The sequence below is a fragment of the Stutzerimonas nosocomialis genome (assembly GCF_005876855.1).
Taxonomy (GTDB): Bacteria; Pseudomonadota; Gammaproteobacteria; order Pseudomonadales; family Pseudomonadaceae; genus Stutzerimonas; species Stutzerimonas nosocomialis.
The window spans coordinates 134,573-160,761 of record NZ_QLAE01000008.1; the positions used below are offsets into that span (position 1 = coordinate 134,573).

General features: G+C 66.4%; 24 protein-coding genes. 15 read left to right on the forward strand and 9 right to left on the reverse strand.

Annotated elements, in window-relative coordinates; all coding sequences use genetic code 11:
• Positions 1 to 192: 192 nt before the first annotated feature.
• The 3 genes from betT to tadA all read left to right on the forward strand — a co-directional run bounded on the left by betT (position 193) and on the right by tadA (position 4,238).
• The gene (betT, locus tag DN824_RS07335) at positions 193 to 2,157 is read left to right on the forward strand and encodes a choline BCCT transporter BetT (RefSeq protein WP_138407693.1); all 1,965 of its coding nucleotides are present in this window, start codon (positions 193 to 195) and stop codon (positions 2,155 to 2,157) included.
• 190 nt (positions 2,158 to 2,347) lie between these two features.
• Positions 2,348 to 3,715, forward strand: a complete 1,368-nt coding sequence (locus DN824_RS07340; protein ID WP_138407694.1) for a multicopper oxidase family protein — start codon at positions 2,348 to 2,350, stop codon at positions 3,713 to 3,715.
• 37 nt (positions 3,716 to 3,752) lie between these two features.
• A complete protein-coding gene (tadA, locus tag DN824_RS07345; RefSeq protein WP_138407695.1) occupies positions 3,753 to 4,238 on the forward strand; it encodes a tRNA adenosine(34) deaminase TadA in 486 nt (161 codons plus the stop codon).
• Between the two features lie 4 nt (positions 4,239 to 4,242).
• Here tadA and DN824_RS07350 read toward each other — a convergent pair whose 3' ends face one another.
• Both DN824_RS07350 and argF read right to left on the reverse strand, forming a co-directional pair.
• Positions 4,243 to 5,349: an ABC transporter ATP-binding protein gene (locus DN824_RS07350; protein WP_138407696.1), complete on the reverse strand. Its 1,107-nt coding sequence runs from the start codon at positions 5,347 to 5,349 to the stop codon at positions 4,243 to 4,245.
• On the reverse strand, positions 5,346 to 6,266 hold the full coding sequence (argF, locus tag DN824_RS07355) for an ornithine carbamoyltransferase (protein ID WP_138407697.1): 921 nt from the start codon (positions 6,264 to 6,266) through the stop codon (positions 5,346 to 5,348). Before argF ends, DN824_RS07350 begins: the two co-directional genes overlap by 4 nt.
• 319 nt (positions 6,267 to 6,585) lie before the next feature.
• Between argF and grxD the strand changes: the two genes are divergently transcribed.
• Positions 6,586 to 6,912: a Grx4 family monothiol glutaredoxin gene (gene grxD, locus DN824_RS07360; RefSeq protein ID WP_138407698.1), complete on the forward strand. Its 327-nt coding sequence runs from the start codon at positions 6,586 to 6,588 to the stop codon at positions 6,910 to 6,912.
• A gap of 60 nt (positions 6,913 to 6,972) precedes the next feature.
• On the opposite strand, the gene bfr is transcribed toward grxD, so the two are convergent.
• Positions 6,973 to 7,443 carry a bacterioferritin gene (gene bfr / locus DN824_RS07365; protein WP_138407699.1) on the reverse strand — a complete coding sequence of 157 codons (471 nt, stop codon included), beginning with the start codon at positions 7,441 to 7,443 and terminating at the stop codon, positions 6,973 to 6,975.
• A gap of 199 nt (positions 7,444 to 7,642) precedes the next feature.
• Positions 7,643 to 7,861 carry a bacterioferritin-associated ferredoxin gene (locus DN824_RS07370; protein ID WP_138407700.1) on the reverse strand — a complete coding sequence of 73 codons (219 nt, stop codon included), beginning with the start codon at positions 7,859 to 7,861 and terminating at the stop codon, positions 7,643 to 7,645.
• A gap of 148 nt (positions 7,862 to 8,009) precedes the next feature.
• On the opposite strand from DN824_RS07370, the gene DN824_RS07375 reads away from it, so the two are divergent.
• Entirely contained in the window at positions 8,010 to 8,552 is a 543-nt protein-coding gene (locus tag DN824_RS07375) for a YaeQ family protein (RefSeq protein WP_138407701.1), read from the forward strand.
• A 30-nt stretch (positions 8,553 to 8,582) separates the two neighbouring features.
• Here DN824_RS07375 and DN824_RS07380 read toward each other — a convergent pair whose 3' ends face one another.
• From DN824_RS07380 to DN824_RS07400, 5 genes are all read right to left on the reverse strand, one after another.
• Entirely contained in the window at positions 8,583 to 9,806 is a 1,224-nt protein-coding gene (locus DN824_RS07380; protein ID WP_138407702.1) for an NRAMP family divalent metal transporter, read from the reverse strand.
• 107 nt (positions 9,807 to 9,913) lie between these two features.
• Complete coding sequence (locus DN824_RS07385) at positions 9,914 to 10,711, reverse strand: putative hydro-lyase (protein ID WP_138407703.1); 798 nt, start codon at positions 10,709 to 10,711, stop codon at positions 9,914 to 9,916.
• Between the two features lie 2 nt (positions 10,712 to 10,713).
• Complete coding sequence (locus DN824_RS07390) at positions 10,714 to 11,646, reverse strand: 5-oxoprolinase subunit C family protein (protein WP_138407704.1); 933 nt, start codon at positions 11,644 to 11,646, stop codon at positions 10,714 to 10,716.
• Entirely contained in the window at positions 11,643 to 12,347 is a 705-nt protein-coding gene (gene pxpB / locus DN824_RS07395; protein ID WP_138407705.1) for a 5-oxoprolinase subunit PxpB, read from the reverse strand. The genes DN824_RS07390 and pxpB overlap by 4 nt, the downstream gene beginning before the upstream one ends.
• Positions 12,344 to 13,090: a 5-oxoprolinase subunit PxpA gene (locus DN824_RS07400; RefSeq protein ID WP_138407706.1), complete on the reverse strand. Its 747-nt coding sequence runs from the start codon at positions 13,088 to 13,090 to the stop codon at positions 12,344 to 12,346. The genes pxpB and DN824_RS07400 overlap by 4 nt, the downstream gene beginning before the upstream one ends.
• 192 nt (positions 13,091 to 13,282) lie before the next feature.
• Here DN824_RS07400 and DN824_RS07405 point away from each other — a divergent pair, with 192 nt between their 5' ends.
• The 10 genes from DN824_RS07405 to DN824_RS07450 all read left to right on the forward strand — a co-directional run bounded on the left by DN824_RS07405 (position 13,283) and on the right by DN824_RS07450 (position 26,082).
• Positions 13,283 to 13,810: a winged helix DNA-binding protein gene (locus DN824_RS07405; protein ID WP_138407707.1), complete on the forward strand. Its 528-nt coding sequence runs from the start codon at positions 13,283 to 13,285 to the stop codon at positions 13,808 to 13,810.
• A gap of 31 nt (positions 13,811 to 13,841) precedes the next feature.
• Positions 13,842 to 15,557 (forward strand): single-stranded-DNA-specific exonuclease RecJ, encoded by a 1,716-nt coding sequence (gene recJ / locus DN824_RS07410; protein WP_138407708.1) that lies wholly within the window; start codon positions 13,842 to 13,844, stop codon positions 15,555 to 15,557.
• A gap of 133 nt (positions 15,558 to 15,690) precedes the next feature.
• The gene (locus DN824_RS07415) at positions 15,691 to 17,787 is read left to right on the forward strand and encodes a molybdopterin oxidoreductase family protein (RefSeq protein WP_138407709.1); all 2,097 of its coding nucleotides are present in this window, start codon (positions 15,691 to 15,693) and stop codon (positions 17,785 to 17,787) included.
• 125 nt (positions 17,788 to 17,912) lie between these two features.
• Entirely contained in the window at positions 17,913 to 19,022 is a 1,110-nt protein-coding gene (locus tag DN824_RS07420; RefSeq protein WP_138407710.1) for an NADH:flavin oxidoreductase/NADH oxidase, read from the forward strand.
• Positions 19,023 to 19,049: 27 nt separating this feature from the next.
• Positions 19,050 to 19,781, forward strand: coding sequence for a tellurite resistance TerB family protein (locus DN824_RS07425; protein ID WP_138407711.1), 732 nt, complete (start codon positions 19,050 to 19,052; stop codon positions 19,779 to 19,781).
• 56 nt (positions 19,782 to 19,837) lie between these two features.
• Entirely contained in the window at positions 19,838 to 21,496 is a 1,659-nt protein-coding gene (locus DN824_RS07430) for a GMC family oxidoreductase (RefSeq protein ID WP_138407712.1), read from the forward strand.
• 94 nt (positions 21,497 to 21,590) lie between these two features.
• Positions 21,591 to 22,686, forward strand: a protein-coding gene (gene prfB, locus DN824_RS07435) for a peptide chain release factor 2 (RefSeq protein WP_138407713.1) whose coding sequence is annotated in 2 segments (ribosomal slippage) — positions 21,591 to 21,662 and positions 21,664 to 22,686 — 1,095 coding nt in all. Because the reading frame shifts where the segments join, the coding sequence is not laid out codon by codon here.
• Between the two features lie 115 nt (positions 22,687 to 22,801).
• Positions 22,802 to 24,301: a lysine--tRNA ligase gene (gene lysS / locus DN824_RS07440; protein ID WP_138407714.1), complete on the forward strand. Its 1,500-nt coding sequence runs from the start codon at positions 22,802 to 22,804 to the stop codon at positions 24,299 to 24,301.
• 116 nt (positions 24,302 to 24,417) lie between these two features.
• A complete protein-coding gene (locus tag DN824_RS07445; protein WP_138407715.1) occupies positions 24,418 to 25,713 on the forward strand; it encodes a flavohemoglobin expression-modulating QEGLA motif protein in 1,296 nt (431 codons plus the stop codon).
• A gap of 39 nt (positions 25,714 to 25,752) precedes the next feature.
• Complete coding sequence (locus tag DN824_RS07450) at positions 25,753 to 26,082, forward strand: PA3694 family proteiin (RefSeq protein WP_138407716.1); 330 nt, start codon at positions 25,753 to 25,755, stop codon at positions 26,080 to 26,082.
• Positions 26,083 to 26,189: the final 107 nt, after the last annotated feature.

A 26,189-nucleotide genomic window follows, 5' to 3' on the forward strand; every position in this document is an offset into this window, starting at 1 on the left:
TTCGGCTGACCTCTCAGCCCCGCCGGACATGCATACGCGCATGCCCGACGTCTCCGATTCCGATGCCTGCATCCGCGGATCGCACGCTCTGGTCGATCGCTTCGTGGCTGAATCCTCAGCCCGTCGGGCGGTCGGACTAGAATTCCCGAGGGTTTCGTACCCCGCTAGAACTCTGCAAAGGAGCCTTCTCGTATGGCGCCGTCGCCTCGTACCATCAATCCACCGGTCTTCTACACTTCGGGCGCGCTGATCCTCGCGCTGGTGCTGTTCGCCGTGATCGCACCGGAGATCGCCCAGAGTGTCTTCGGGGTCATCCAGGCCTGGATCATCGCCAACGTCAGCTGGTTCTACATCCTCACCGTGGCCATCATTCTGGTGTCGGTGGTGTTTCTCGCCGTCAGCCGCTACGGCGACATCAAGCTCGGGCCGGACCACAGCGAGCCGGATTACCGCAACTACACCTGGTTCGCCATGCTGTTCTCGGCCGGTATGGGGATCGGGCTGATGTTCTTCGGCGTGGCCGAGCCGGTCATGCACTTCGTCTCGCCGCCGGTGGGCACGCCGGAAACCGTGTCAGCGGCCCGGGAGGCGATGAAGATCACTTTCTTCCACTGGGGTCTGCACGCCTGGTCGATCTACGCCATCGTGGCGCTGGTGCTGGCCTTTTTCAGCTATCGCCACGGGTTGCCGCTGACGCTGCGCTCGGCGCTCTATCCGCTGATAGGGGATCGTATCCACGGCCCGATCGGCCACGCGGTGGACATCTTCGCGATCATCGGCACCGTGCTGGGCGTCGCGACCTCGCTGGGGCTGGGCGTCTCGCAGATCAACAGCGGCCTGAACCACCTGTTCGGCTTGCCGGTGGGCGTCACGGTGCAGGTCGGGCTGATCGTCGCGACCTGTCTGCTGGCGACCATCTCGGTGGCGAGCGGGCTGGACAAGGGCATCCGCCTGCTGTCGGAAGGCAATCTGATCCTCGCGCTGATCCTCTTGGTGTTCGTGCTGGTGCTGGGGCCGACGGTGTTCCTGCTGCAGGCCTACGTGCAGAACACCGGTGCCTACCTGTCGGAGATCGTCAACAAGACGTTCAACCTTTACGCCTACGAGCCGACCGACTGGATCGGCGGCTGGACGCTGTTCTACTGGGGCTGGTGGATCGCCTGGTCGCCGTTCGTGGGCATGTTCATCGCGCGCATCTCCCGTGGCCGCACCATTCGCGAATTCGTCAGCGGCGTGCTGCTGGTGCCCGCCGGGTTCACCTTGCTGTGGATGACGGTTTTCGGCGACACCGCGCTGCATCTGATTCTGGTCGAGGGGCTGCAGAGCCTTGCCGAAACCGTGGATCAGGACAGCTCGCTGGCGTTGTTCGCGTTTCTCGAGCAGTTCCCCTTGAGTGGTGTCATCTCGATGGTCGCCATCGCGATGGTGGTGGTGTTCTTCGTCACGTCCGCCGACTCCGGCGCCCTGGTGGTCGACCTGCTGGCCTCCGGCGGGCAGAGCCACACGCCGGTCTGGCAGCGCATCTTCTGGTCGTCCCTGATGGGGGTGGTCGCCATCGCGCTGCTGCTCGCCGATGGGCTGACCGCGCTGCAGACCGCGACCATCGCCAGTGCGCTGCCGTTCTCGGTGATCCTGCTGATGTCGATCTGGGGGTTGTTCAAGGCGCTCAAGCTGGACGCCACCAAGCGTGGGATCCGCTACCAGTCCATCGCCCTGTCGCGGCCCGAAGGGCGCAGCGCCGAGGGCTGGCAGCGGCGTCTGCGCAGCATGGTGATGATGCCGCGCCGCGCCCACGTCACCCGCTTCATTGGCGAGGTGGTGCAGCCTGCCTTCGAGGCGGTCGCCGAGGAGCTGCGCAAGCAGGGGTTCGACGTGCGCCTGAGCGAAGGCGAGGACGGGCGCGCGAGCCTGGAGGTCGCCCACGGCGATCACCTGGATTTCCTTTACGAGGTGCGCCCGCGCGCCTTCGTGCAGCCCAGTTTCGTGATGCGCGATACCGAAGCCGACCAGGAAGAGCGCAAGTACTTCCGCGCCGAGGTGTACCTCCGCGAAGGCGGGCAGGACTACGACATCATGGGCTGGAGCCGCGACGGCGTGATCGGCGACATACTCGACCAGTACGAACGCCATCGCCACTACCTGCACATGGTGCGCTGAGTCCGGAGCGCGCCTGAACGCCGCCGCAGGGGCCGACCTCGCGCCTGCGGCAGGGCCATTTGCCGCAGCGCTCCACAAAGCCGGCCCGACATGGGAAAATGCCCGGCTTCGAAAACGCTGCGGCAGCTCTCCGCCAGAGAGGGCGGCGCACACGCCTGATGGGGCAGTGAAGCCATGCAGGAGCTGACCCATGAATTTCTCGCGTAGACAGTTGTTGGCCGGCCTGGCAGGGCTCGGCGTGGTCGGGCTTGCCGGCGGCGCGCGCTACTGGCTGGGCCGCACCGGGTCGAGCGTGACCCACGATTACGAGCTGATCGCCGCGCCGCTGGATGTCGAGCTGGTGGCCGGGCATGTCACGCCCGCCTGGGCCTACGGCGGCCAGGCCCCGGGCCTGGAACTGCGCGCGCGCCAGGGCGACTGGTTGCGGGTGAGGTTCGTCAACCAGCTGCCTGAGCCGACCACCATCCACTGGCACGGGATTCGTCTGCCGCTGGAGATGGACGGGGTGCCGTACGTTTCGCAGTTGCCGGTGTTGCCCGGGGAGCACTTCGACTATCGCTTCCGGGTCCATGACGCCGGCAGCTTCTGGTATCACCCCCATACGACCAGCGCCGAGCAGCTCGGCCGGGGTCTGGTCGGCCCGCTGATCGTCGAGGAACGCGACGGCAGCGGCTTTCGCCATGAACGCACGCTGTGCCTGAAGAACTGGCACGTCGATAAGCAAGGCGCCTTCACCGACTTCAGCATTGCGCGCGAGGCGGCCCGCGTGGGCACCCTGGGCCTGTTGTCGAGCATCAACGGTCACCACCTGCCGGACATCGAGCTGCCGGCCGGGCAGGTGGTCCGCCTGCGACTGATCAACGTCGACAACACCATGACCTACCGCCTCAACCTGCCAGGCGGCGAGGCGCGCATCTACGCACTGGATGGCAACCCGGTCGCGCCTCGCCCGTTGGGCAAGGAGTACTGGCTCGGCCCCGGCATGCGCCTGGACCTGGCGCTCAGGGTGCCGCCTGCCGGGCAGTCGCTATCGCTGCGCAACGGTCCGATGCGCCTGGCCTCGCTCCGTTCGGTCGCCAGCGAGGATGCCCCGGGCGAGTGGCCTGCACCGCTGCCGGCCAATCCGGTCGCCGAGCCTGATCTGCAGCGTGCCGAGATGCTGCGCTTCAATTTCGAGTGGTCCGGCGCGGTCTCCAGCAACGTCGAGCAGGGCGGTGCACACCAGTTCTGGCAGATCAATGGCGAGGCCTGGGACATCAACGACAAGACCTGCGCCGACCGGCCGATCGCGAGGCTGAAGAAGGACGGGCATTACATCCTCGAGTTTCGCAACCTGAGCCAGTATCAGCATCCCATCCATCTGCACGGCATGAGCTTCAAGGTGATCGGCTCCAACCGGCGCCAGATCGAGCCGTATTTCACCGATACCTTCCTGCTTGGCAAGAACGAGACGGCCCGGGTGGCGCTGGTGGCGGACAACCCCGGCGTCTGGATGCTGCACTGTCACGTCATCGACCACATGGAAACCGGCCTGATGGCCGCCATCGAAGTGGCCTGAACGCCGCTGTTCCTCACTCTCCGACCGAAACGCATCCATGAAGAAGCTCCAGATCATCGACCGAAGCCGCGACGAAGACTTCATGCGCGAAGCCATGGCGCTCGCCGCCGAGGGGGCGTCCTTCGGCGAGGTGCCGGTGGGGGCGGTGGTCGTGCGCGACGGTGTCGTCATCGGGCGGGGGTTCAATTGCCCGATCCTGCGCCACGATCCCAGCGCCCATGCCGAGATGGTCGCGATCCGGGCCGCCGCCGAGTCGGCACAGAACTACCGGCTTCCCGGCAGCACGCTGTACGTGACCCTGGAACCCTGCAGTATGTGCGCCGGGCTGATCGTGCATGCGCGCATCGGGCGGGTGGTGTTCGGCGCGGTCGAACCGAAGGCCGGCGCGGCGATCAGCCGGGGCCGTTTCTTCGAACAGACCCATCTCAATCACCGGGTCATGGTCGAGGGTGGCGTGCTGGGGGAGGCGTGCGGTGCGCTGCTCAGCGACTTCTTCCGCCAGCGGCGGCTGGAGAAGGGTTAATCGTTCAGATGCTGCTGAAGCGGCGCAAGCCGGCGTCGGGCAGCGTCTCGTGGGCGGCTACGCTGCCCATCGCGGGGAACACCACCAGATGATCCGCGGCGACCCTTATGCCGACGTGCTCGCCCGTCCGGTAGTCGGCATGGCTGGGGAAGATCCCCTCCAGCTGGTTGCCGGTTGGGAGTTGCAGGCGGTAGAGGGTGGAGGCGCCGAGGAAGGTCTTGCCGACGATGGCCGCCTTCAGCGGGCTTTCCGGTGCGTAGACGATGTCGTCCGGGCGCAACAGCACGTCCACCGAGCTGCCGGTCGGCCAGTCGAAGGCACGATTGCCCTGGATCACGCCGAGCTCGGTCTGCACCTTCTGCGGGGCGATCAACTGACCGCGGATGAAGTAACCCTGACCGACGAAGCTCGCGACGAAGGGGGTCGCCGGTTCGTGGTAGAGGTTGTAGGGCGTATCCCACTGCTCGAGGCGCCCGTCGCGGAAGACCCCGACCTGGTCGCTCACGGAAAACGCCTCTTCCTGATCATGGGTCACGAGAATGGCGCTGGTGCCCCGGAGCTTGAGGATGTCCCGCACTTCGTGGCTCAGGCGCCGGCGCAGTTCGCCATCGAGGTTGGAGAAGGGCTCGTCGAGCAGCAGCAGGTCCGGTTCCGGGGCCAGCGCCCGGGCCAGCGCCACGCGCTGCTGCTGGCCGCCGGAGAGCTCGTGGGGGTAGCGCTTGCTCAGGGGCGCGAGGTGCACCAGGTCCAGCAGTTCGGTGACGATGCGCCGGGCGTGGGGATGCTTGCGAATGCCGAACGCGACGTTGTCGGCGACGTTGAGGTGGGGAAACAGCGCGTAGTCCTGAAAGACCATACCGACGCGCCGCCGCTCCGGCGCCAGCGTGAAGCCGCTGCGCGAGATGACCCGGTCGGCGAGCTGGATTTCACCTTCGTGGACCGGCTCGAACCCGGCGATGGCTCGCAGGGTGGTGGTCTTGCCGCATCCCGACGGCCCCAGCAGGCAGCCGATGTCGCCGCGCTCGAGCTGGAGATTCAGCTGCTCCACGACCCGCTGGCCGCCGTAGCCGCAGGCGAGCTGGCGCAGGCTGAGGAGCGGTTGTGCATTCATGCGTGGTGGTAGGCCGGCTCGACCAGAAACTCGAGCAGCGCCTTCTGCACGTGCAGCCGGTTCTCGGCCTGGTCCCAGGCGACCGAGCGGGGGTCGTCCAGCAGGTCGTGGCTGACTTCTTCGCCACGGTGGGCCGGCAGGCAGTGCATGAACAGGACGTTCTCGGCCGCAAGGTCGAGCAGCGCCCGGGTGACCTGGTACGGACGGAACAGCGCCAGGCGCGCCTGGGCTTCCTCTTCCTGGCCCATCGATGCCCAGACGTCGGTGCTCACCAGGTGGGCACCGGCAACCGCTTCGCGCGGATCGCGCAGCAGCGTGAGGCGCTCGCCGGCCGCCTCGAGCAGGGTCGCGTCGGGCTCGTACCCTTCAGGGCAGGCGATGCGCAGCTGGAAGTCGAACTGCATCGCCGCTTCTATATAGGTGTTGCACATGTTGTTGCCGTCGCCGATCCAGGCCACCGTCTTGCCGGCGATGCTGCCGCGGTGTTCATGGAAGGTCTGCATGTCGGCCATCAGCTGGCAGGGGTGGAGGTCGTCGGACAGTCCGTTGATCACCGAAACGCGGGAGTGGGCGGCGAATTCGGTCAGGTTGCTGTGGGCGAAGGTGCGGATCATCACCGCATCGAGCATGCTCGACATGACGATCGCCGAGTCGCTGATCGGCTCGCCGCGGCCGAGCTGGGTGTCGCGCGGGGAGAGGAAGATGGCCTGGCCGCCGAGCTGGATCATGCCGGCTTCGAAGGAGAGGCGGGTGCGGGTCGAGGCTTTCTCGAAGATCATCCCCAGCACACGGTTCTTCAAGGGTTCGAACAACACGCCGCGCTCGCGCAGCTCCTTCAGCTCGATGCCGCGACGAATCAGGCTGGACAACTCCTGCGGCGTGCAGTCCATCAGTGAAAGAAAGTGCCTTGCGCTCATATCGACTACCTTTGTTGCCATCGTCGCGGGCCCGTTGGGTTTTTCCGGGAAAAACGGGCGAGACCGGCGACAGAAGGTCGCGCGGGTCAGCGACTAAGCGGGGAAAGCCCGAGATCTTATCGGTAAACACGCAAGCGGCGCAAATAGGCCCCAAAGCCCAGCGTTGACGGGGATTCGGGCGCTCGGAAAGGGCGTGATCGGCGTGAAAACAGGCGCTTGGGCGTCCATCCGTCGCGGTAATGGCCGACCCTCTGACTCGGCTTTTGCGGGCGCTTTCGGTACAATGGCCGGCAACCGTATCTAGCCGAGGTGCCCCCCCATGGATATCATCGAAACCATCAAAGAGCAGATCGCCAACAACCCGGTGCTGCTGTACATGAAAGGTTCGCCGAACGCCCCGCAGTGCGGCTTTTCCGCACGTGCTTCCCAGGTGGTGATGGGCTGTGGCGAGAAGTTCGCCTATGTCGACATCCTGCAGAACCCCGAGATCCGCGCGAACCTGCCCAAGTACGCCAACTGGCCGACCTTCCCGCAGCTGTGGGTCGACGGCGAGCTGGTCGGCGGCAGCGACATCCTCACCGAGATGTTCGAAAAAGGTGAGCTGCAGCCCCTGATCAAGGCCGCCGTGAACAAGGCCGACGCCTGATCGGTCAGCCATGAAAAAGCCCCGCAGAAGCGGGGCTTTTTTTATCGCGGGTGCCGGATGTCAGGCATCCATCTGCGACTGCAGGTAGTTTTCCAGGCCCACCTTGTCGATCAGTCCCAGCTGGGTCTCCAGCCAGTCGATGTGCTCTTCCTCGGATTCGAGGATGTCTTCGAGCAGTTCGCGGCTACCGTAGTCGCCAACGCTTTCGCAGTAGGCGATGGCCACCTTGAGGTCCGGGATGCCTTTCTGCTCCAGTTGCAGGTCGCACTCGAGCATCTCGCGGGTGTGCTCGCCGATCAGCAGCTTGCCCAGTTCCTGCAGGTTGGGCAGGCCCTCGAGGAAGAGGATGCGCTTGATCAGCTTGTCGGCATGCTTCATCTCGTCGATGGATTCGTCGTATTCGTGCTTGCCGAGCTTGGTGAGCCCCCAGTCCTCGTACATGCGTGCATGCAGGAAGTACTGGTTGATCGCGACCAGCTCGTTGCCGAGGATCTTGTTGAGATGCTGGATAACCAACTTGTCGCCTTTCATGTTCGGGCCCCTGTGTCGATGGGTGGGTTCATGGGCGAAGTCTGGCTATACGAACAACGTCTGTCAAACCTAAGTCCTTGAATTTAAAGCAGTTAAACCGAATAAGAATGTTTCGCCTCTGCACTTGCAGGCTAAGCCCTTGAATTGACGGCATAAAAAAACCGGACTCTGGGGTCCGGTTCTTCAAAAATCTTTCAGCTCAGGCGGGCACGAAGGTCGCGGCATAGCCAAGGGCTGCGTTGGCGGTCTGGGTCGCGCTCAGGGTGGAGCGAACCACTTCCTTCGCGACGCATGCGCATTTTCCGCACTGGGAGGCTACGCCGGTAGCGGCCCGAACCTCCTTGTAGCTGCAACATCCTTCGTAGATCGCTTCCCTGATCTGACGGTCGGTAACACCTTGGCAAAGACAGACGTACATTCAGGGCACTCGCTACGTTTGCTGGATGCGAGGGATACTAATCAGAATGAGAATGATTGTCAAAACTCCGTTTGGTCTGTTTTCGAGCCGCTCCGGCGGGGCGATTATTTCTGTAGACTCTGCGCCTTTCTTCGCCGGGATGCCCGCCATGGCTCTGCAAGCCACGCCTTATAAAGTCGAGATCAACCTCACCGACATCGATCGCAACGTCTACCAGGACCTGCGTTTCACCGTCGCCCGGCATCCGTCGGAGACCGAGGAGCGGTTGGTGGCGCGGTTGATCGCCTATGTCCTCTGGTACGACGAGCAGCTGGCCTTCGGGCGCGGCCTGTCGGACGTCGACGAGCCGGCGCTGTGGGAAAAGAGCCTGGATGACCGCGTGCTGCACTGGATCGAGGTCGGGCAGCCCGATGCCGAGCGGATCACCTGGTGTTCGCGGCGCGCCGAGCGCTTCAGCCTGGTGGCCTACGGCAATCTGCGGGTCTGGCAGACCAAGGTGCTGGACAGCGTGCGCAGCCTGAAGAAGATCAACGTGGTGGCGGTGCAGCAGGAGGCGCTGGAAACCGTGGCGCAGGACCTGCCACGGTCGGTCAGCTGGAGTGTGATGATCAGCGACGGCGCACTGTTTATCACCGATGAGCGCGGCCAGCACGAAGTGCCGCTGGAGTGGCTGATCGGCGAGCGCGGCTAGCGCCCGCCGAAGGGCAGGGAAGGGCCGGCGTCAGGACTGCCAGAACTGCACGAAGGCGTTGAACGACATCACCACGCCCACCGCCGTGGCCGCCATGGCCAGCAGGCCGAAGACCAGCATCCAGGTCGGATGACGGTACTCGTTGCCGACGATGCTCGGCTTCCGGGATGCCCAGAGGATGCACGCCAGCGCCAGCGGCAGCACCAGGGCGTTCAGGGTCCCCGCCACGACGAGCACCTTCACCGGCTGGCCGACCAGGCTGTAGATCAGCGTCGAGCAGACGATGAAGGCGATCACCATGCGCTGGTTGTTGCGCTGGATGGCTTCATGCAGCGAGTACATGAAGGTCACGCTGGTATAGGCGGCGCCGATCACCGACGACACCGACGCGGCCAGCAGCACCACGCCGAACATCTTGTAGCCGATGGTGCCCATCGAATGGGAGAACACCGAGGCGGCCGGGTTGCCGGCATCCAGCGCGAGCCCCTGGCTGACCACGCCGAGCGCGGCGAGGAACAGGCAGATGCGCACCACGCCGGTGGTGGCGATGCCGGTGACCGCGGCGCGGGTCACGGCGCCGACGTTCTGCACGCCGGTGATGCCGGCCTCCACCAGACGATGCCCGCCGGAAAAGGAGATGTAGCCGCCGACGGTACCGCCGACCAGCGTCACGATGGGCAGCAGCAGGATCAGCGGATCGTCGGGGTTGAAGCTGCGGTTGACGGCTTCGAGCAGCGGCGGGCTCGACTGCAGCATGGCGTAGCCGATCATGCACAGCATGATCAGGCCGAGCACCTGCATCACCGAATCCATCACGCCCTTGGCGTTGCGCAGCAGGAAGATGCCGATGATCAGCACGGCGGCGATCAGCGAGCCGATCACCGGCGGCACGCCGAAGATCACGTTCATCGCCAGGCCCGCGCCCCCGATGTTGCCGATGTTGAAGGCGATGCCGCCGAGCACGATGAACCCCGAGATCAGATGGCCGACGCCCGGCAGTACCCGGTTGGCGACATCCTGGCCGCGCAGGTTGGCCACGGTGATGACGCGCCAGATGTTGAGCTGGGCGCCGATGTCGATGAGCAGCGAAATGACGATGGCGAAGGCGAAGCTGGCCAGATACTTCTCGGTGAACAGCGACGTCTGGGTCAGAAAGGCGGGCCCGATCGAGGACGTCGCCATGATGAATATCGCGCCGCGCAGGACATTGCGTTGCGACGCCGGTGTGGCGCTTGCGGTGTGTGTGGGTTGCATTGGATACCTTCTTTTTTCTTGGCGTTGGGGCAGGTAGGGAAATGCAGCCGCGCAGTGGATGCCCGGCAAAGATCGTTCTTGTTGGTAACGCGTGAAACCGTGCCGGGTCAGATCACGCCCAGCTGTTCGTCCCTCAGGTCGGTAATGAACATGTGCCCTGGCGCGTGGGTGATGACCAGCTCGGGCCTGGCCTGCATCGCCACGGCCTGAGGGGTCACGCCGCAGGCCCAGAACACCGGGACTTCGCCTTCGCGCAGGCGGGAGGGGTCGCCGAAATCCGGCTTGGCCAGATCCTCGATCCCCAGCAGCCGCGGGTCGCCGACATGCACCGGCGCGCCGTGCACCGAAGGAAAGCGCGAGGTGACCTGCACGGCGCGCACCACCTTGTCGGCCGGCATCGGGCGCATGCTCACCACCATCGGCCCGCTCAGGCGACCGGCGGGCTGGCAGGCGATGTTGGTGCGGTACATCGGGACGTTGTGGCCGTCCTCGATGTGCCTGACCGGCACGCCGTTGGCCATCAGCGCGCCTTCGAAGCTGAAGCTGCAGCCGATGAGGAAGGCCACCATGTCGTCTTCCCAGAAGGGCGTGATGTCCTGCACCTCCTGCTCGAGTTCGCCGTTGCGGTAGAGGCGATAGCGCGGAAAGTCCGTGCGGATATCGGCGCCTGGCGCGGCATGCCGAGGCTCGAAACTGCCCGGGTCGGTGACGTCCAGCAGCGGGCAGGGCTTGGGGTTGCGCTGGCAGAACAGCAGGAAGTCGTAGGCCAGTTCGCGGCGCACGATCATCAGGTTGGCCTGGGCGTAGCCGTTGGCCAGCCCGGCGGTCGGGCCGTCGAATTCGCCGCGGCGAATCCGCTCGCGCAGCGCGGCCGGGGGCAGGTCTCGGTAGGGTGTCAGGTCCATGCTCATCGCTCCGCTGTGGTCTGTTGCCAGGTGGCCAGCAGCCGACGCTGCTCGCGCTGGGCGCTTTCCAGGGCCATGGGCTTGAGCCGCAGCACGGTGCCAGGCATGCACTGGGCCAGTTGGGCGACGGCCAGCGGCGTGAGGGCGCCGAGGCGGGGGTAGCCGCCGATGGTCTGTCGGTCGTTGAGCAGCACGATGGGCTGACCGTCGGGCGGCACCTGGATGGCACCGAGCGGAACGCCTTCGGAAATCATCGACTCCCGCGCGCTGCGCAGCACCGGGCCGAGCAGGCGGACGCCCATGCGGTCGGCGCGCTGGTCCACGGTCCAGTCGGCGTTGAAGACATCGAACAGGCTCTGGCCGCTGAAATCGCCGATCTGCGCGCCCAGCACCACCGCCAGCGGGCCGCTCGGAGACAGCGAGCGCAGCTGCCCTGGCGGCAGTTCGCGCGGCGCCGGGGGCGCGCCACTCCAGCGCAGACGATCGCCGGTTTCGAGCGGGCGGCCATCGCCGTGCAGGCCGCCGAGCTGCTCACGGCGAACGGTGGCGCAACTGCCCAGCACGGCTGTGGCCAGAAAGCCGCCGGGCGCCGCGAGATAGGCTCGAACGCCTTCGCGGGGCTGGGCGAAGCTCAACAGCTGGCCCTTGCGGATGGCGAAGCTGCGTCCCGGGGCGATCGGCCGATCGTCCAGGGTCGCCTTGAGGTCGGCGCCGCAGATCGCCAGACAGCTGTCGGTTTCGGCGCGAACGCTGAAGTTGCCCAGGGTGATTTCGATGGTCGCGGCCTGCAGCGGGTTGCCGAGCAGCCAATTGGCCCAGGCCTGGGAAACCCAGTCGGCCGCGCCGCCCTGGGTCACGCCCAGGTGGCGCACGCCGCTGCGGCCGCCGTCCTGAAGGCTGGCCATGGCGCCGGCGCGTTCGATCACAAGGCTCATGGGGTCACCTCGAAGGGCGTGTCGTCGCCGCCCAGGCGGAGGAACTCGGCGCGGTCGATGGGGATGAAGCGTACCCGATCGCCCGGTTGCCAGAGGCTGTAGCCGTCGAGCTCACGGTCGAACAGCCGGGTCGGGCTGCGGCCGATCAGGTTCCAGCCGCCCGGCGAAACCAGCGGGTAGATGGCGGTCTGGCGATCGGCGATGCCCAGGCTGCCGGCAGGCACCTGCTTGCGTGGCGTCTGCAGGCGCGGGCTGGCGAGGATCTCGTCGACCAGCCCCATGAAGGCGAAGCCGGGCGCGAAGCCCAGGGCGAAGACCTGGTAGGTGTGCGAACTGTGGCGCTCGATCACGCCGGCCGCGCCCAGCCCGCTGCGCTTGCCCAGCGGTTCGAGTTCGGGGCCGACGCTCGGGTCGTACCAGACCGGGATCTCATGCTGGCGGGCGCTGGTTCCGGCGCTCGGTTGCAAGCCTTCGAAGGCGTCAGTGATGCGCTGGCGGGCCTGGCGGTCGTCCATCAGCGTCAGGTCGTAGTGCAGCAGCAGCGTGGTGTAGGAGGGCACGAGGTCGCGCAGGGCCGGCCCGAAGGCCTCGCGCACGCGCAGGGTCGCAGCCAGCATCCAGGGCATGTTGCCTTCGTCGATCTGGTCGAACAGACGCAGCATCAGGCTGTCGACGCCGACCACTTCGATGCGCGGCGTCACGCAGCCAGCTCCTGCAACGCCTGACGGATGCGCTGCACGGCGGCGATGGAACCGGCGTTGTCGCCGTGGACGCACAGGGTGTCGGCCTGCAGCACCAGGGCGCTGCCGTCGCTGGCGGTGAGCGGCTCGCCCTTGGCCAGCGTCAGGGCCTGGGCGGCCACTGTCTCGGCGTCGTGGTGCACGGCGCCGGGCAGGCTGCGCGACACCAGCATGCCGGCGGCGTCGTAGGCGCGGTCGGCGAAGACCTCGAACCACAGGGTGATGCCCAGTTCCGCCGCCAGTGCCTGGCTGGCGCCATTGTCCCGCGTGGACATCAGCATCAGCGGCAGGGTCGCGTCATAGGCCTTGATGGCGCGCATCACCGCGCGCAGCAGGTCGGGCTGGCGCATCATGTCGTTGTAGAGCGCGCCGTGGGGTTTGACGTAGCTGACGCGGGTGCCCTCGGCGCGGCAGATGCCGTCGAGCGCGCCGATCTGGTAGAGCAGCATGTTCTCCACTTCCGACGGGCTGCAGGCCATCGAGCGGCGACCGAAGCCGACCAGGTCCGGATAGGCGGGGTGTGCGCCGATGCGAACGTTGTGCTGCGCGGCCAGCGCCACGGTGCGGCGCATGATCTGCGGGTCGGACGCGTGGAAGCCACAGGCGACGTTGGCGCAGTCGATGAAGGGCATCACTTCGGCGTCCAGGCCCATCGTCCAGGCACCGAAGCTTTCGCCGATGTCGCAGTTCAGGAGCAGGTTCATGGCGGATCCTCTCTTTTATTCGTCGCACGTTGCGGCGGAGAATGCGTGGACGATAATAAAATATCAACGATTTATTGATGATTTTCTGATGAGTCGTCGCGGCGCACCGCAGGGGTGCATTGCGGTATGCTTGGCGCCCATTCCAGCGTGCGGCTCAGGTCGCGCCATCGCCCCCACGTCATGGAACCGCTCATGGTCGATGTGAAAACTCCCCGCCCATTGCGCTCGCCGATCGTCGCGTCGGCGCATCTCGCCGAACAATCCCAGGAACTGTCCGAGCTCGAATACGGCATCATCGTCGCCAGCAACGCGCTGATGCGCTGGATGGAGCGCTGCATGAAAGCCTCCGGCGCAGTGGAAATGAACGCACTCGACGTGATGGTGCTGCATAACCTGACCAGTCGCGGGCGTGCCAAGCGCCAGGCGGACATCTGCCTCGTCCTCAATATAGAAGACACCCACACCGTGACCTATGCGCTGAAGAAACTTGCCAAGCTCGGCCTGGTGGAGGGTGAGAAGCAGGGCAAGGAAATGTATTACCGCACCACCGACAAGGGTCGGGAGCTCTGCAAGGAATACGCCGACATCCGCCGTGAATGCCTGATCGCCTCGTTCGAGAACCTCAACGTCGATCCCGACGAGGTCCATCGTCTCGCCGGACTGTTGCGCGCGATGTCGGGCCTCTACGACCAGGCCGCGCGCGCCGCCACCTCGCTCTGAACCGCTGTACCGCTAGCCACCGGAACCGACCATGCGTATCGAACCCCGCCCGTTACCCGAAACCCTGCCGGATCTGGGTGACCTGCCGCCGCTGTTGCAACGGCTGTATGCCGCCCGCGGGGTCCGCTCGGCGCAAGAGCTGGACAAGGGGCTGGCGCGGCTGATCCCGTACGGCCAGCTCAAGGGCATCGACGCGGCGGTCGAATTGCTGGCCGAGGCGCTGGAGAGCCGCCAGCGGATTCTCTTCGTTGGCGACTTCGACGCCGATGGCGCGACGGCCAGCGCGGTGGGCGTGCTGGGGCTTCGCCAACTCGGCGCGGCCCATGTCGATTACCTGGTGCCCAACCGTTTCGAATACGGCTACGGGCTGACGCCGGAAATCGTCGCCGTCGCCCTGGAGCGCCAGCCGGGCCTGCTGGTGACGGTGGACAACGGCATTTCCAGCGTCGAGGGCGTGGCGGCGGCCAAGGCGGCGGGGCTCAAGGTGCTGGTCACCGACCATCACCTGCCTGGCCCGGAGCTGCCGGCCGCCGACGCCATCGTCAACCCGAACCAGCCCGAATGCCGCTTTCCGAGCAAGTGCATCGCCGGCGTCGGGGTGATCTTCTACGTGTTGCTGGCGCTGCGGGCGCGCCTGCGCGAACGCGGCTGGTTCAGCCGCAACGGCTGGACCGAGCCGAACCTCGCCGGGCTGCTCGACCTGGTCGCGCTGGGCAGCGTGGCCGACGTGGTGCCGCTCGATGCCAACAACCGCATCCTCGTCCACCAGGGCCTGGCGCGCATTCGGGCTGGGCGCGCGCGCGCCGGCCTGCGGGCGATTCTCGAAGTGGCCGGTCGCGATCATCAGCGCATCACCTCCACCGACCTTGGCTTCATCATCGGGCCGCGCCTGAACGCGGCGGGCCGTCTGGACGACATGTCCCTGGGCATCGAATGCCTGCTTTGCGAGGACGAGGCGCTGGCGCGCGACATGGCCGTTCAGCTCGACCAGCTCAACCAGGACCGCAAGGCCATCGAGCAGGGCATGCAGCGCGAGGCGCTCGCCCAGCTCAAGGACCTGCCGCTCGAAGACCTGCCGTTCGGCCTGTGCCTGTTCGACGCCGAGTGGCACCAGGGCGTGATCGGCATCCTCGCCTCGCGCCTGAAGGAGCGCTACCACCGTCCGACCATCGCCTTCGCCGATGCCGGTGACGGCGTGCTCAAGGGCTCGGCCCGCTCGGTGCCGGGGTTTCACATTCGCGATGCGCTCGATGCCGTCGCGGCGCGTCATCCGGGGCTGATCAGCAAGTTCGGCGGGCATGCCATGGCCGCCGGGCTGTCGCTGCCCCAGGCCAACTTCGGCGCCTTTGCCGCAGCCTTCGACGCCGAGGTCCGTCGCCAGCTGTGCGAAGACGACCTGACCGGGCGCCTGCTCACCGATGGGCAGCTCAGCGTGGAGGAATTCCACCTGGAGCTGGCCAGGGCGCTGCGTCACGCCGGCCCCTGGGGGCAGCACTTCCCCGAGCCGCTGTTCCATGGCGTGTTCCAGTTGGTCCAGCAGCGTCTGGTCGGGGACAAGCACCTGAAGCTGGTGCTCAAGAGCGAATGCGGTTCGCTGAGCCTCGACGGCATCGCTTTCAACATCGACCGGGACATCTGGCCCAACGCGTCGGTACGCTGGGTCGAGCTCGCCTACAAGCTCGACGTCAACGAGTACCGCGGCCGCGAAAGCGTGCAGTTGCTGGTCGCCCACATCGCCGCGCGCTGAGTCCGGCGCGGCGCCGGCGATGCACCATCGGCGCGCTGAATCGGCGGGCATTTGCCCGCGCCGTCTTCGATTGTGAGTCCTCCGCCGCAGGCCTAGAGTGGCGGGACTACAAGAACGATCGGCGGACCCCGTGATGAACGACACGACCACTCACTACCGCGCCTGTCACCTGTGCGAAGCGATCTGCGGACTGGCCATCGAAACCCGCGGCGAGGCGATTCTCTCGATCAAGGGCGATGCGCTGGACAGCTTCAGCCGTGGCCACATCTGCCCCAAGGCGGTCGCCCTGCAGGACATCCAGAACGATCCGGACCGCCTGCGCCAACCCATGCGGCGCGACGGCGAGCAGTGGCAGGCGATCGGCTGGGACGAAGCCTTCGCGCTGGTCGCCGAGCGGCTGGCCGGAATCCGCGAGCGCCACGGCAACAATGCTGTGGCCGTCTATCAGGGCAACCCGAGCGTTCACAACTACGGGTTGATGACCCACAGCAACTACTTTCTCGGCCTGCTGAAAACGCGCAACCGCTATTCGGCGACCTCGGTCGACCAGTTGCCCCATCACCTGACCAGTCACCTGATGTACGGCCACGGGCTGCTGATCCCGATCCCGGACATCGACCACACCGATTTCATGCTGATCCTGGGCGGCAACCCCCTGGCCTCCAACGGCAGCATTATGACCGTGCCGGACGTCGAAAAGCGCCTCAGGGCCATCCAGGGGCGCGGCGGCAAGCTGGTGGTGGTCGACCCGCGGCGCAGCGAGACGGCGGCGATCGCCGACCAGCATCTGTTCGTCCGTCCCGGCCAGGATGCGGCGCTGCTGTTCGGGCTGCTCAATACACTGTTCGAGGAGGGCCTGACCCGGGCCAGCCCGCTGCCGGTCACCGGGCTGGAGGCGGTGCGCGACGCCATCGCACCGTTCAGCGCCGAGGCGATGAGTTCGCGTTGCGGCATCGACGCGGCCGTCATCCGCCAGCTGGCACGCGATTTCGCCGCCGCCGACAAGGCCGTCTGCTACGGGCGCATGGGCGTCTCGACCCAGGCGTTCGGCACCCTCTGCCAGTGGTTGGTGCAGCTGATCAATCTGGTCACCGGCAACCTCGACCGGGTCGGCGGGGCGCTCTGCACCGAACCTGCGGTGGATCTGGTCGAGGCCACCTCGGGCGGTCATTTCGATCGCTGGAAAAGCCGGGTGTCCGGGCTGCCGGAGTACGGCGGCGAGCTGCCGGTCTCGGCACTGGCCGAGGAGATGCTCACCCCGGGCGAGGGGCAGGTGAGGGCGCTGGTGACCGTGGCCGGCAACCCGGTGCTGTCGACGCCCAACGGGCAGCGTCTGGAGCAGGCGCTCGCCGGCCTCGAGTTCATGCTCAGCGTGGATTTCTACATAAACGAAACGACCCGCCACGCCGACCTGATCCTGCCGCCGACCGCGCCGCTGGAGCACGATCACTACGACAGCACCTTCAACCTGCTGGCGGTGCGCAACGTCACCCGCTTCAACCCGCCGGTATTCGCCCGGCCCGAGGGCGCGCTGCACGACTGGGAGATCTTCGTCGGGCTGGCCAGGGCGTTCGCGGCGCGGACGGGCGTCGAGCTCAAGCCGACCCTGCCGCCGGAGCAGATGATCGACTTCGCCCTGCGCCAGGGGCCCCACGGCGAGCGCTCCGAGCGCCGGCTGAGCCTCGCCGTGCTTCGCGACCATCCCCACGGCCTCGACCTGGGGCCGCTTCGTCCCAACCTCGAGGCGCGCCTGAAAACCGCCGACCGGCAGATAGACGCCGCGCCCGCGCAGCTGCTCGCCGACCTGCCGCGTTTTGCCGAGGCGACCCCGGCCCCGGCGGACCAGCTGCTGCTGATCGGGCGGCGGCACGTGCGCAGCAACAACTCCTGGATGCACAACTATCACCGCCTGGTGAAGGGAAAGCCCCGCCACCAGCTGCTGATGCATCCGCAGGACCTGAGCCGGCGCGGCCTGCTGGACGGCCAGCGGGTCAAGGTCCGCTCGCGGGTCGGGGAGATCGAGGTCGAGGTGCTGGCCAGCGAGGACATGATGCCCGGCGTGGTCAGCCTGCCGCACGGCTGGGGCCACGGGCGGCCCGGGGTGCAACTGGCGATCGCCCGGGCCCAGCCCGGTGCCAGCGCCAACGACCTGACCGACGAGCGCCAGCTCGACGCCCTGTCGGGCAATGCCGCGCTCAACGGCGTACCGGTGCAGGTCGAGGCGGCCTGAGCCCGGCCGCTGGCGGCCGATAGCGCCCTTCCGTCGGCGCCACGGTGCGGGTTGGATGGCGGGTTTGGCGAAACAGTCTGTACTCAAGGGTGTCCAACCGGCATTCATTGCAGTCGAGGTTCGCCATGTCCCTGCTTTTCCAGCCCCTGACCCTGCGCCAGCTCACCTTGCCCAACCGCATCGCCGTTTCGCCGATGTGCCAGTACTCGGCCAAGGCGGGCATGGCCAACGACTGGCACCTGGTCCACCTGGGCAGCCGCGCGGTGGGAGGCGCCGGGCTGGTCATCGTCGAGGCGACGGCGGTCACGGCGGAGGGGCGGATTTCGCCGGAGGACCTGGGCATCTGGTCCGACGATCACGTCGAGCCGCTGCGCCGCATCACCCGTTTCATCGAGCATCAGGGCGCGTTCGCCGGCGTGCAGCTGGCCCACGCCGGGCGCAAGGCGAGCACCTGGCAGCCCTGGCTGCGCAAGCACGGCAGCGTTCCGGTGGCCGCCGGCGGCTGGACGCCGGTCGGGCCGTCGTCGATCGCCTTCGATCCCGAACATGCGCTGCCCACGGCGCTCGACGAGGCGGGGATCGGGGCGATCGTCCAGGCCTTCGTGCGGGCTGCCGAGCGTTCGCTGGCCGCCGGGTTCAAGGTCGCGGAAGTGCATGCCGCCCATGGCTACCTGCTGCACCAGTTCCTGTCGCCACTTTCCAACCAGCGCCAGGACCGCTACGGCGGCTCGTTCGACAACCGCATCCGCCTGCTGCTGGAAGTCACCGAAGCGGTGCGCGGCGTGTGGCCCGAGGAGTTGCCCCTGTTCGTGCGGCTCTCGGCGACCGACTGGGTCGCCGATGGCTGGAACCCTGACGAGACGGTGGAGCTGGCGCGCCGCCTCAGGCAGCTGGGCGTGGACCTCATCGACGTGTCCTCCGGCGGCACCGCGGCCAATGCCGAGATTCCCGTCGGCCCCGGCTACCAGACGCAGTTCGCCGAGCGGGTGCGGCGCGAGGCGGACATCGCGACCGGCACCGTGGGCATGATCACCGAGGCGGTGCAGGCCGAGCACATCCTGCGCACCGGCCAGGCCGACCTGATCCTGCTCGCCCGCGAACTGCTGCGCGACCCGTACTGGCCGCTGCATGCGGCGGAGTACCTGGGCGAGCGCTCGGTGCCCTGGCCGGCGCAGTACGTGCGGGCCGCGCATCGCGATACGCCTGTTCGCCAGGTCATGGCGCAGCAGGACTGACATCCACCTGCCAAAGCGAGATTCCTCATGAAAACGAGCGGCTTACTCGATCAGCTCCTCAAATCCGGCCAGTCGATGCTGCAGCAGAAACAGAAGCAGCAGGTCCCCGGCGGCGGGGGCGTTTCCGGAGGCGGCACGCTGGGCGACATGCTGTCCGGAGCCGGTGGCGGAGGGCTCGGCAGCCTGCTGTCCGGTGGTGGCAACAGTGCGCTTGCGGCCGGCGCCATGGGCCTGCTGCTGGGCAACCGCAAGGCGCGCCGTTTCGGCGGCAAGGCTACGACCTATGGCGGGCTGGCGGCGCTCGGGGTATTGGCCTACAAGGCCTATAACAACTGGCAGGCGCAGCAGGGCAACACGGCTGCTCCCGAGCCCCGGACCCTCGACCGCCTTCCGCCGGACGAGGTGGAAGGACACAGCCAGGCGATCCTCAAGGCCCTGGTGGCAGCGGCCAAGGCCGACGGCCACGTCGACGATCGCGAGCGTCAGCTGATCGAGGCGGAGATGGCCAAGCTGACCGACGACGCCGAGTTGCGCCGGTGGCTCGAAGGCGAGTTGAACAAGCCGCTCAGCCCCCAGGAGGTGGCCAGCGCGGCGACCACGCCGGAGCTTGCCGCCGAAATGTACCTGGCCAGCCTGCTGGCGGTGGACGAGGAGCAGTTCATGGAGCGCGCCTATCTCGACGAGCTGGCGCGCGCGCTCAAGCTGGAGCCGGGCCTGAAGGCCGAGCTGGAGAGCCAGGCCCGGACGGACGGCGCCTGACCGGCAGCTGAGGTCGCTACGCAGGACGATAACAACAAGACGTGGAGTACCCGCACATGGTGGAGCAGTTCGATTACCTGATCGTTGGGGCCGGCCCGGCGGGCTGTCTGTTGGCCAACCGGCTGTCGGCCGACCCGGGAGTGCGGGTACTGCTGCTGGAGGCGGGCGGGCGCGACAACTATCCCTGGATCCACATTCCGGTGGGGTACCTCTACTGCATCGGCAATCCGCGTACCGACTGGTGTTTCAACACCGAAAGCGAGCCCGGCCTGAACGGGCGCGCGCTCAGGTATCCGCGCGGCAAGGTGCTGGGCGGCTGTTCGTCGATCAACGGCATGATCTACATGCGCGGGCAGGCCCGCGATTACGACCTCTGGGCCGAGGCGGGCAACCCCGGCTGGGCCTGGAAGGACGTGCTGCCGCTGTTCAAGCGCACCCAGAACCATCATGGCGGCGGCAGCGAATTCCATGGCGGCGAGGGCGAGTGGCGCGTCGAGCAGCAGCGCCTGTCGTGGGACATCCTCGATGCCTTTCGCGACGCCGCGCGTGAGAGCGGCATCGCCAGCGTCGACGACTTCAACGGCGGCGACAACGAAGGCTGCGGCTACTTTCAGGTCAACCAGCGCAGCGGCATCCGCTGGAACGCTTCCAAGGCCTTTCTGCGACCGGTGAGCAAGCGCGGCAACCTGGTGGTCTGGACCCATGCCGAGGTGGAGCGGGTTCTGCTGGAGGATGATCGGGCGGTCGGGCTGTCGCTGCGGCGCGATGGCGTGCTGCAGGAGGTGCGGGCGCGCCGCGAAGTGCTGCTGTGCGCAGGCTCGATAGGCTCGCCGACGCTCCTGCAGCGCTCGGGCATCGGTCCCAGGCCCCTGCTGGAACGGCTCGGGATCGGGGTGCGTCACGAGCTGAACGGTGTCGGCGGCAACCTGCAGGATCACCTGCAGCTGCGCCTGGTGTACAAGATCAGCGGCGTCTCGACCCTCAACCAGCTGGCCTCGACGCTGTGGGGCAAGATGGGCATGGGGGTGCGCTACCTGGCCAGCCGCAGCGGGCCGCTCGCCATGGCGCCCAGCCAGCTCGGCGCCTTCGCCCGCTCCGATCCGTCGCAGCCCTCGGCGAACCTGCAATACCACGTGCAGCCGCTGTCGCTGGACAAGTTCGGCGACCCACTGCACAGCTTCCCGGCCTTCACCGCCTCGGTCTGCAACCTGCGGCCGTACAGCCGTGGCCGCGTGGAAATCCGCTCGGCCGATCCGCAGGTCGCGCCGTCGATCCAGCCCAACTACCTGAGCGACGAGCGCGATCTGCAGGTCGCGGCCGATGCCATCCGCCTGACGCGTCGGATCGTCGCCGCGCCGGCCCTGGCGCGCTACCGGCCCGAGGAATACAAGCCGGGGCCCGACTACCAGAGCGAGGCTGAACTGCACGAGGCCGCGCGCGAGATCGGCACGACCATCTTCCATCCCGCCGGCACCTGCAAGATGGGGCAGGGCGCCGACGCCGTGGTGGATGCCGAGCTGCGGGTCCATGGCATCGCCGGGCTGCGCGTGGTGGATGCCTCGATCATGCCGAACATCGTCTCGGGCAATACCTGCTCGCCGGTGCTGATGATCGCCGAGAAGGCCGCCGACCTGATTCTCGGTACTCAGCGGGCCAAGGCCGCTGCCTCCGCGGTCGAGTCGGTCCCGCAGAAGGAAACGGCAGCGGCGCACTGACGCCCCTCGGATCGTCCCTGGCGGGCTGTCAGGGGCTTTCTGCTGCGCTATAATCGTCGGCTTTTCGCAACGTCCGATTGAGAGCTGCCCACCTATGGAAATCAACCCGATCCTCAACAGCATCAAGGACCTCTCCGACCGCACCCAGTCAATTCGGGGGTATCTTTGACTACGATCAGAAGCATGATCGTCTCGTCGAAGTAAACCGCGAACTCGAAGACCCCAACGTCTGGAACAATCCTGACTACGCCCAGAACCTGGGCCGTGAGCGCGCCACCCTGGCGCAGATCGTCGAAACCATCGACGACCTCACCGGCAGCCTGGCCGATTCGCGCGATCTGCTGGAGATGGCCGTCGAGGAAAACGACCAGAGCGCGGTGGACGACGTGGCCGCCGAACTCGACCGCTTGCGCGGCATCCTCGAAGGGCTGGAATTCCGCCGCATGTTCAGCGGCGAGATGGACCCCAACAACGCCTACCTCGACATCCAGGCCGGTTCCGGCGGCACCGAGGCCCAGGACTGGGCCAACATGCTGCTGCGCATGTACCTGCGCTGGGCCGACAAGCACGGCTTCGACGCCACCATCATCGAGTTGTCCGAAGGCGAGGTCGCCGGCATCAAGGGCGCGACCCTGCACATCAAGGGCGAATACGCCTTCGGCTGGCTGCGCACCGAGATCGGCGTGCACCGCCTGGTCCGCAAGAGCCCGTTCGATTCCGGCAACCGCCGTCACACCTCGTTCACCGCGGTGTTCGTGTCGCCGGAAATCGACGACAACATCGAGATCGAGATCAACCCGTCCGATCTGCGCATCGACACCTACCGCTCCTCGGGCGCCGGTGGCCAGCACGTCAACACCACCGACTCGGCGGTGCGTATCACCCACGTGCCGACCAACACCGTGGTGGCCTGCCAGAACGAGCGCTCCCAGCACGCCAACAAGGACACCGCGATGAAGATGCTGCGGGCCAAGTTGTACGAGCTGGAGATGCAGAAGCGCAACGCCGCGTCCCAGGCGCTGGAAGACTCCAAGTCGGATATCGGCTGGGGTCACCAGATCCGTTCCTACGTGCTCGACCAGTCGCGCATCAAGGACCTGCGTACCGGCGTCGAACGCAGCGATTGCGACAAGGTGCTGGACGGGGACATCGACGAGTACCTCGAAGCCAGCCTGAAACAGGGACTTTGAGCGCAGCGGCAAGCCTCAAGCTGCAAGCCACGCGCGCGGTAGCCTCATCCCCGAGGCGTGCCGCCCGGGGCTTGTGCAATCCTTTACGAAGATGATTTGACCGGGACGACCCGATATGAGCGAACAACCGCTGAACCAGCACGCCATCCAAGAGGAAGAAAACAAGCTGATCGCCCAGCGCAAGGAAAAACTTGCTGCCGCGCGCGAGCAGGGCAATGCCTTCCCCAATGACTTCCGCCGCGACAGCTACTGCAACGACCTGCAGCAGAAATACGCGGACAAGACCAAGGAAGAGCTGGCTGAAGCGGCAATCCCGGTGAAGGTCGCCGGGCGCATCATGCTCAACCGCGGCGCCTTCATGGTCCTGCAGGACATGACCGGGCGCATCCAGGTCTACGTCAACCGCAAGACGCTGCCGGCCGAAACCCTGGAAGCCATCAAGCACTGGGACCTGGGCGACATCATCGCCGCCGAAGGCACCCTGGCGCGTTCGGGCAAGGGCGACCTCTACGTCGAGATGACCGACGTGCGCCTGCTGACCAAGTCGCTGCGCCCGCTGCCGGACAAGCACCACGGCCTGACCGATACCGAGCAGCGCTACCGCCAGCGCTACGTCGACCTGATCGTCAACGAGGAAACCCGCCACACCTTCCGTGTGCGCTCCCAGGTGATCGCTCACATCCGCAAGTTCCTCAACGAGCGCGACTTCCTCGAAGTCGAGACGCCGATGCTGCAGACCATTCCCGGCGGCGCCGCGGCCAAGCCGTTCGAGACCCATCACAACGCGCTGGACCTGCCGATGTTCCTGCGCATCGCGCCCGAGCTCTACCTCAAGCGCCTGGTGGTCGGCGGCTTCGAGAAAGTCTTCGAGATCAACCGCAACTTCCGTAACGAAGGCGTTTCGACCCGGCACAACCCCGAGTTCACCATGCTCGAGTTCTACCAGGCCTACGCCGACTACGAAGACAACATGGACCTGACCGAGGAGCTGTTCCGCGAGCTCGCGCAGCTGGTGCTCGGGACCACCGACGTGCCCTATGGCGACAAGGTCTTCCATTTTGGCGAGCCCTTCGCGCGCCTGTCGGTGTTCGACGCGATCCTGAAGTTCAACCTCGAGATCAGCGCCGCCGACCTGCAGGATGTCGAGACCTCCCGTGCCATCGCCAAGAAGGCGGGCGCCAAGGTGCTCGGTCACGAAGGCCTGGGCAAGCTGCAGGTGATGATTTTCGAGGAGCTGGTCGAGCACAAGCTGGAGCAGCCGACCTTCATCACCCGTTACCCGTTCGAGGTCTCGCCGCTGGCCCGTCGCAGCGACGACGATCCGAGCGTGACCGACCGCTTCGAGCTGTTCATCGGCGGCCGCGAGATCGCCAACGCCTACTCCGAGCTGAACGATGCCGAAGACCAGGCCGAGCGCTTCCACGCCCAGGTTCGTGAAAAGGACGCCGGCGACGACGAGGCCATGCACTTCGATGCCGACTTCGTGCGCGCGCTGGAATACGGCATGCCGCCCACCGCGGGCGAGGGCATCGGTATCGACCGCCTGGTGATGCTGCTGACCAACTCTCCCTCGATTCGCGACGTGATCCTCTTCCCGCACATGCGCCCCGAGTGACGGCGTCGCGCCCGGACTCAGGTCCGGGCGCGCATCGTCAATGGCGAACTGCTCCCCGACGCGAGCGGGTCGCTCGTGTAACCTGACAGGTACGGCTCATCGCTGGCGAGGTTTGGATGAACACCCGTAACAACCTGGACGAATACCAGAGCATCGTGCGTGCGCTGTCCGATCGCATCGTCGAGGCCCAGACGCCCGTGCGGGTCCTCGATGCGGTCAAGTGGGACGAGGGCGTTCGCCAGCGTTTCTTCGACAGCGGATGCCGGGAGCTTCCCCAGGTCGACCGCGACTATTACAACGGGCGACCGCTGGCATTCGATTCCGGCGCGAAAAAGCAGGAATTCCAGGACATCGAGCGGGACATCACCCGTCAGCTCGGCCAGTTCAGTCCGGTGGGGCAGATCATGCGGCGCATGTGCAAGGAATACCGCATGGTGATCCGCATGCTCGAGGCGCGCGGCACGGCCGACTTCGGCATGATCTCCCAGGAGCTTTACGGCGCGGCCTCCGATGCCTTCCATGCCGGCGATCCGACCCTGGCCGACCTCGGGCTGATGCTGTCGGACTACCTGAACAACATCGCCGATCGCAGCGACCTCAAGGACGAACCCAAGACGGTGACCGCCAAGCAAGCCGTGGTGCTGCTGCAGTCGCGCCTCGATGCGGTGTTCGGCGAAGGCGAGGGCGTGATCCGGGTGTTCGAGTCCGACGGCATTCTTGCCGATGCCGCTGCCGGCGCCGACTACATCAAGATCCGCAGCGATGCGATGTTCAACCCGCGCGACGTCCGGGCCCTGGAAGTTCATGAGGGGCTGGTGCACGTCGGCACCACCCTCAACGGGCAGAACCAGCCGATCTGCACCTTCCTGGCCAAGGGGCCGCCGTCGTCGACCGTGACCCAGGAAGGCCTGGCGATCCTGATGGAGGTGATCGCCTTCGCGTCCTACCCGACGCGCCTGCGCAAGCTCACCAATCGCACGCGGGCGATCCACATGGCCGAGGAGGGCGCCGACTTCCTCGACGTGTTCGGCTTCTTCCGTGAGCAGGGCTATTCGGACGACGACAGCTATGGCAACGCCAGCCGTGTATTCCGTGGCTCGATACCCGATGGCCTGCCCTTCACCAAGGACCTGTCCTACCTGAAGGGTTTCATCATGGTCTACAACTACATCCAGCTGGCCGTGCGCAAGGGAAGGCTGGAACAGATTCCGCTGCTGTTCTGCGGCAAGACCACCCTCGAGGACATGCGCACGCTGCGCCAGCTGGTGGACGAAGGCATGGTGGTGCCGCCCAAGTACCTGCCCCAGCAGTTCCAGGACCTCAACGCGCTGTCGGCCTGGATGTGCTTTTCCAACTTCCTCAATCACCTGAGTCTCGACCGCATCGAGGCCGACTACTCCAACATTCTCTGATCCGACCGGCCCATGGCCGACCCGCAACCGGAACCCCGCATGAGCGAACGAAGCCCCATCCCCCTGATCCTCACCGCCGTCGGCACCGTCATCGGCACCGTCATGGTGCTCTGGTACTACGGCTACCTGTACCTGTCGCGTCCGGAAGATGCGTTGCTGCTCAACGACTACACGATGCTCAAGACGGTGCCGGGGGAGGACTACCGGGTGTCGCTGAATCCGTCGCCGCAGGTGGCGCAGTGCATCGACGGCGTCCTGGTGCTGTTCGACACCGAGCAGAAGGGCCTGACCGGCGTGCTGGTGGACAAGCGCAAGCGTGCGGTTCGTTGCATAGAGCAAGGAATTCCGGCGGCAGCCGAGCAGCCCTGACGCTGATCGAACGCGCGGGGTCGTGCCCGTGCAGGGCGGACTGGATCGGACTCCGGTTGCTGGACGGGTGATCGGGTAGCCCTGCGATCAAAAGCTCGTGGTCAAGA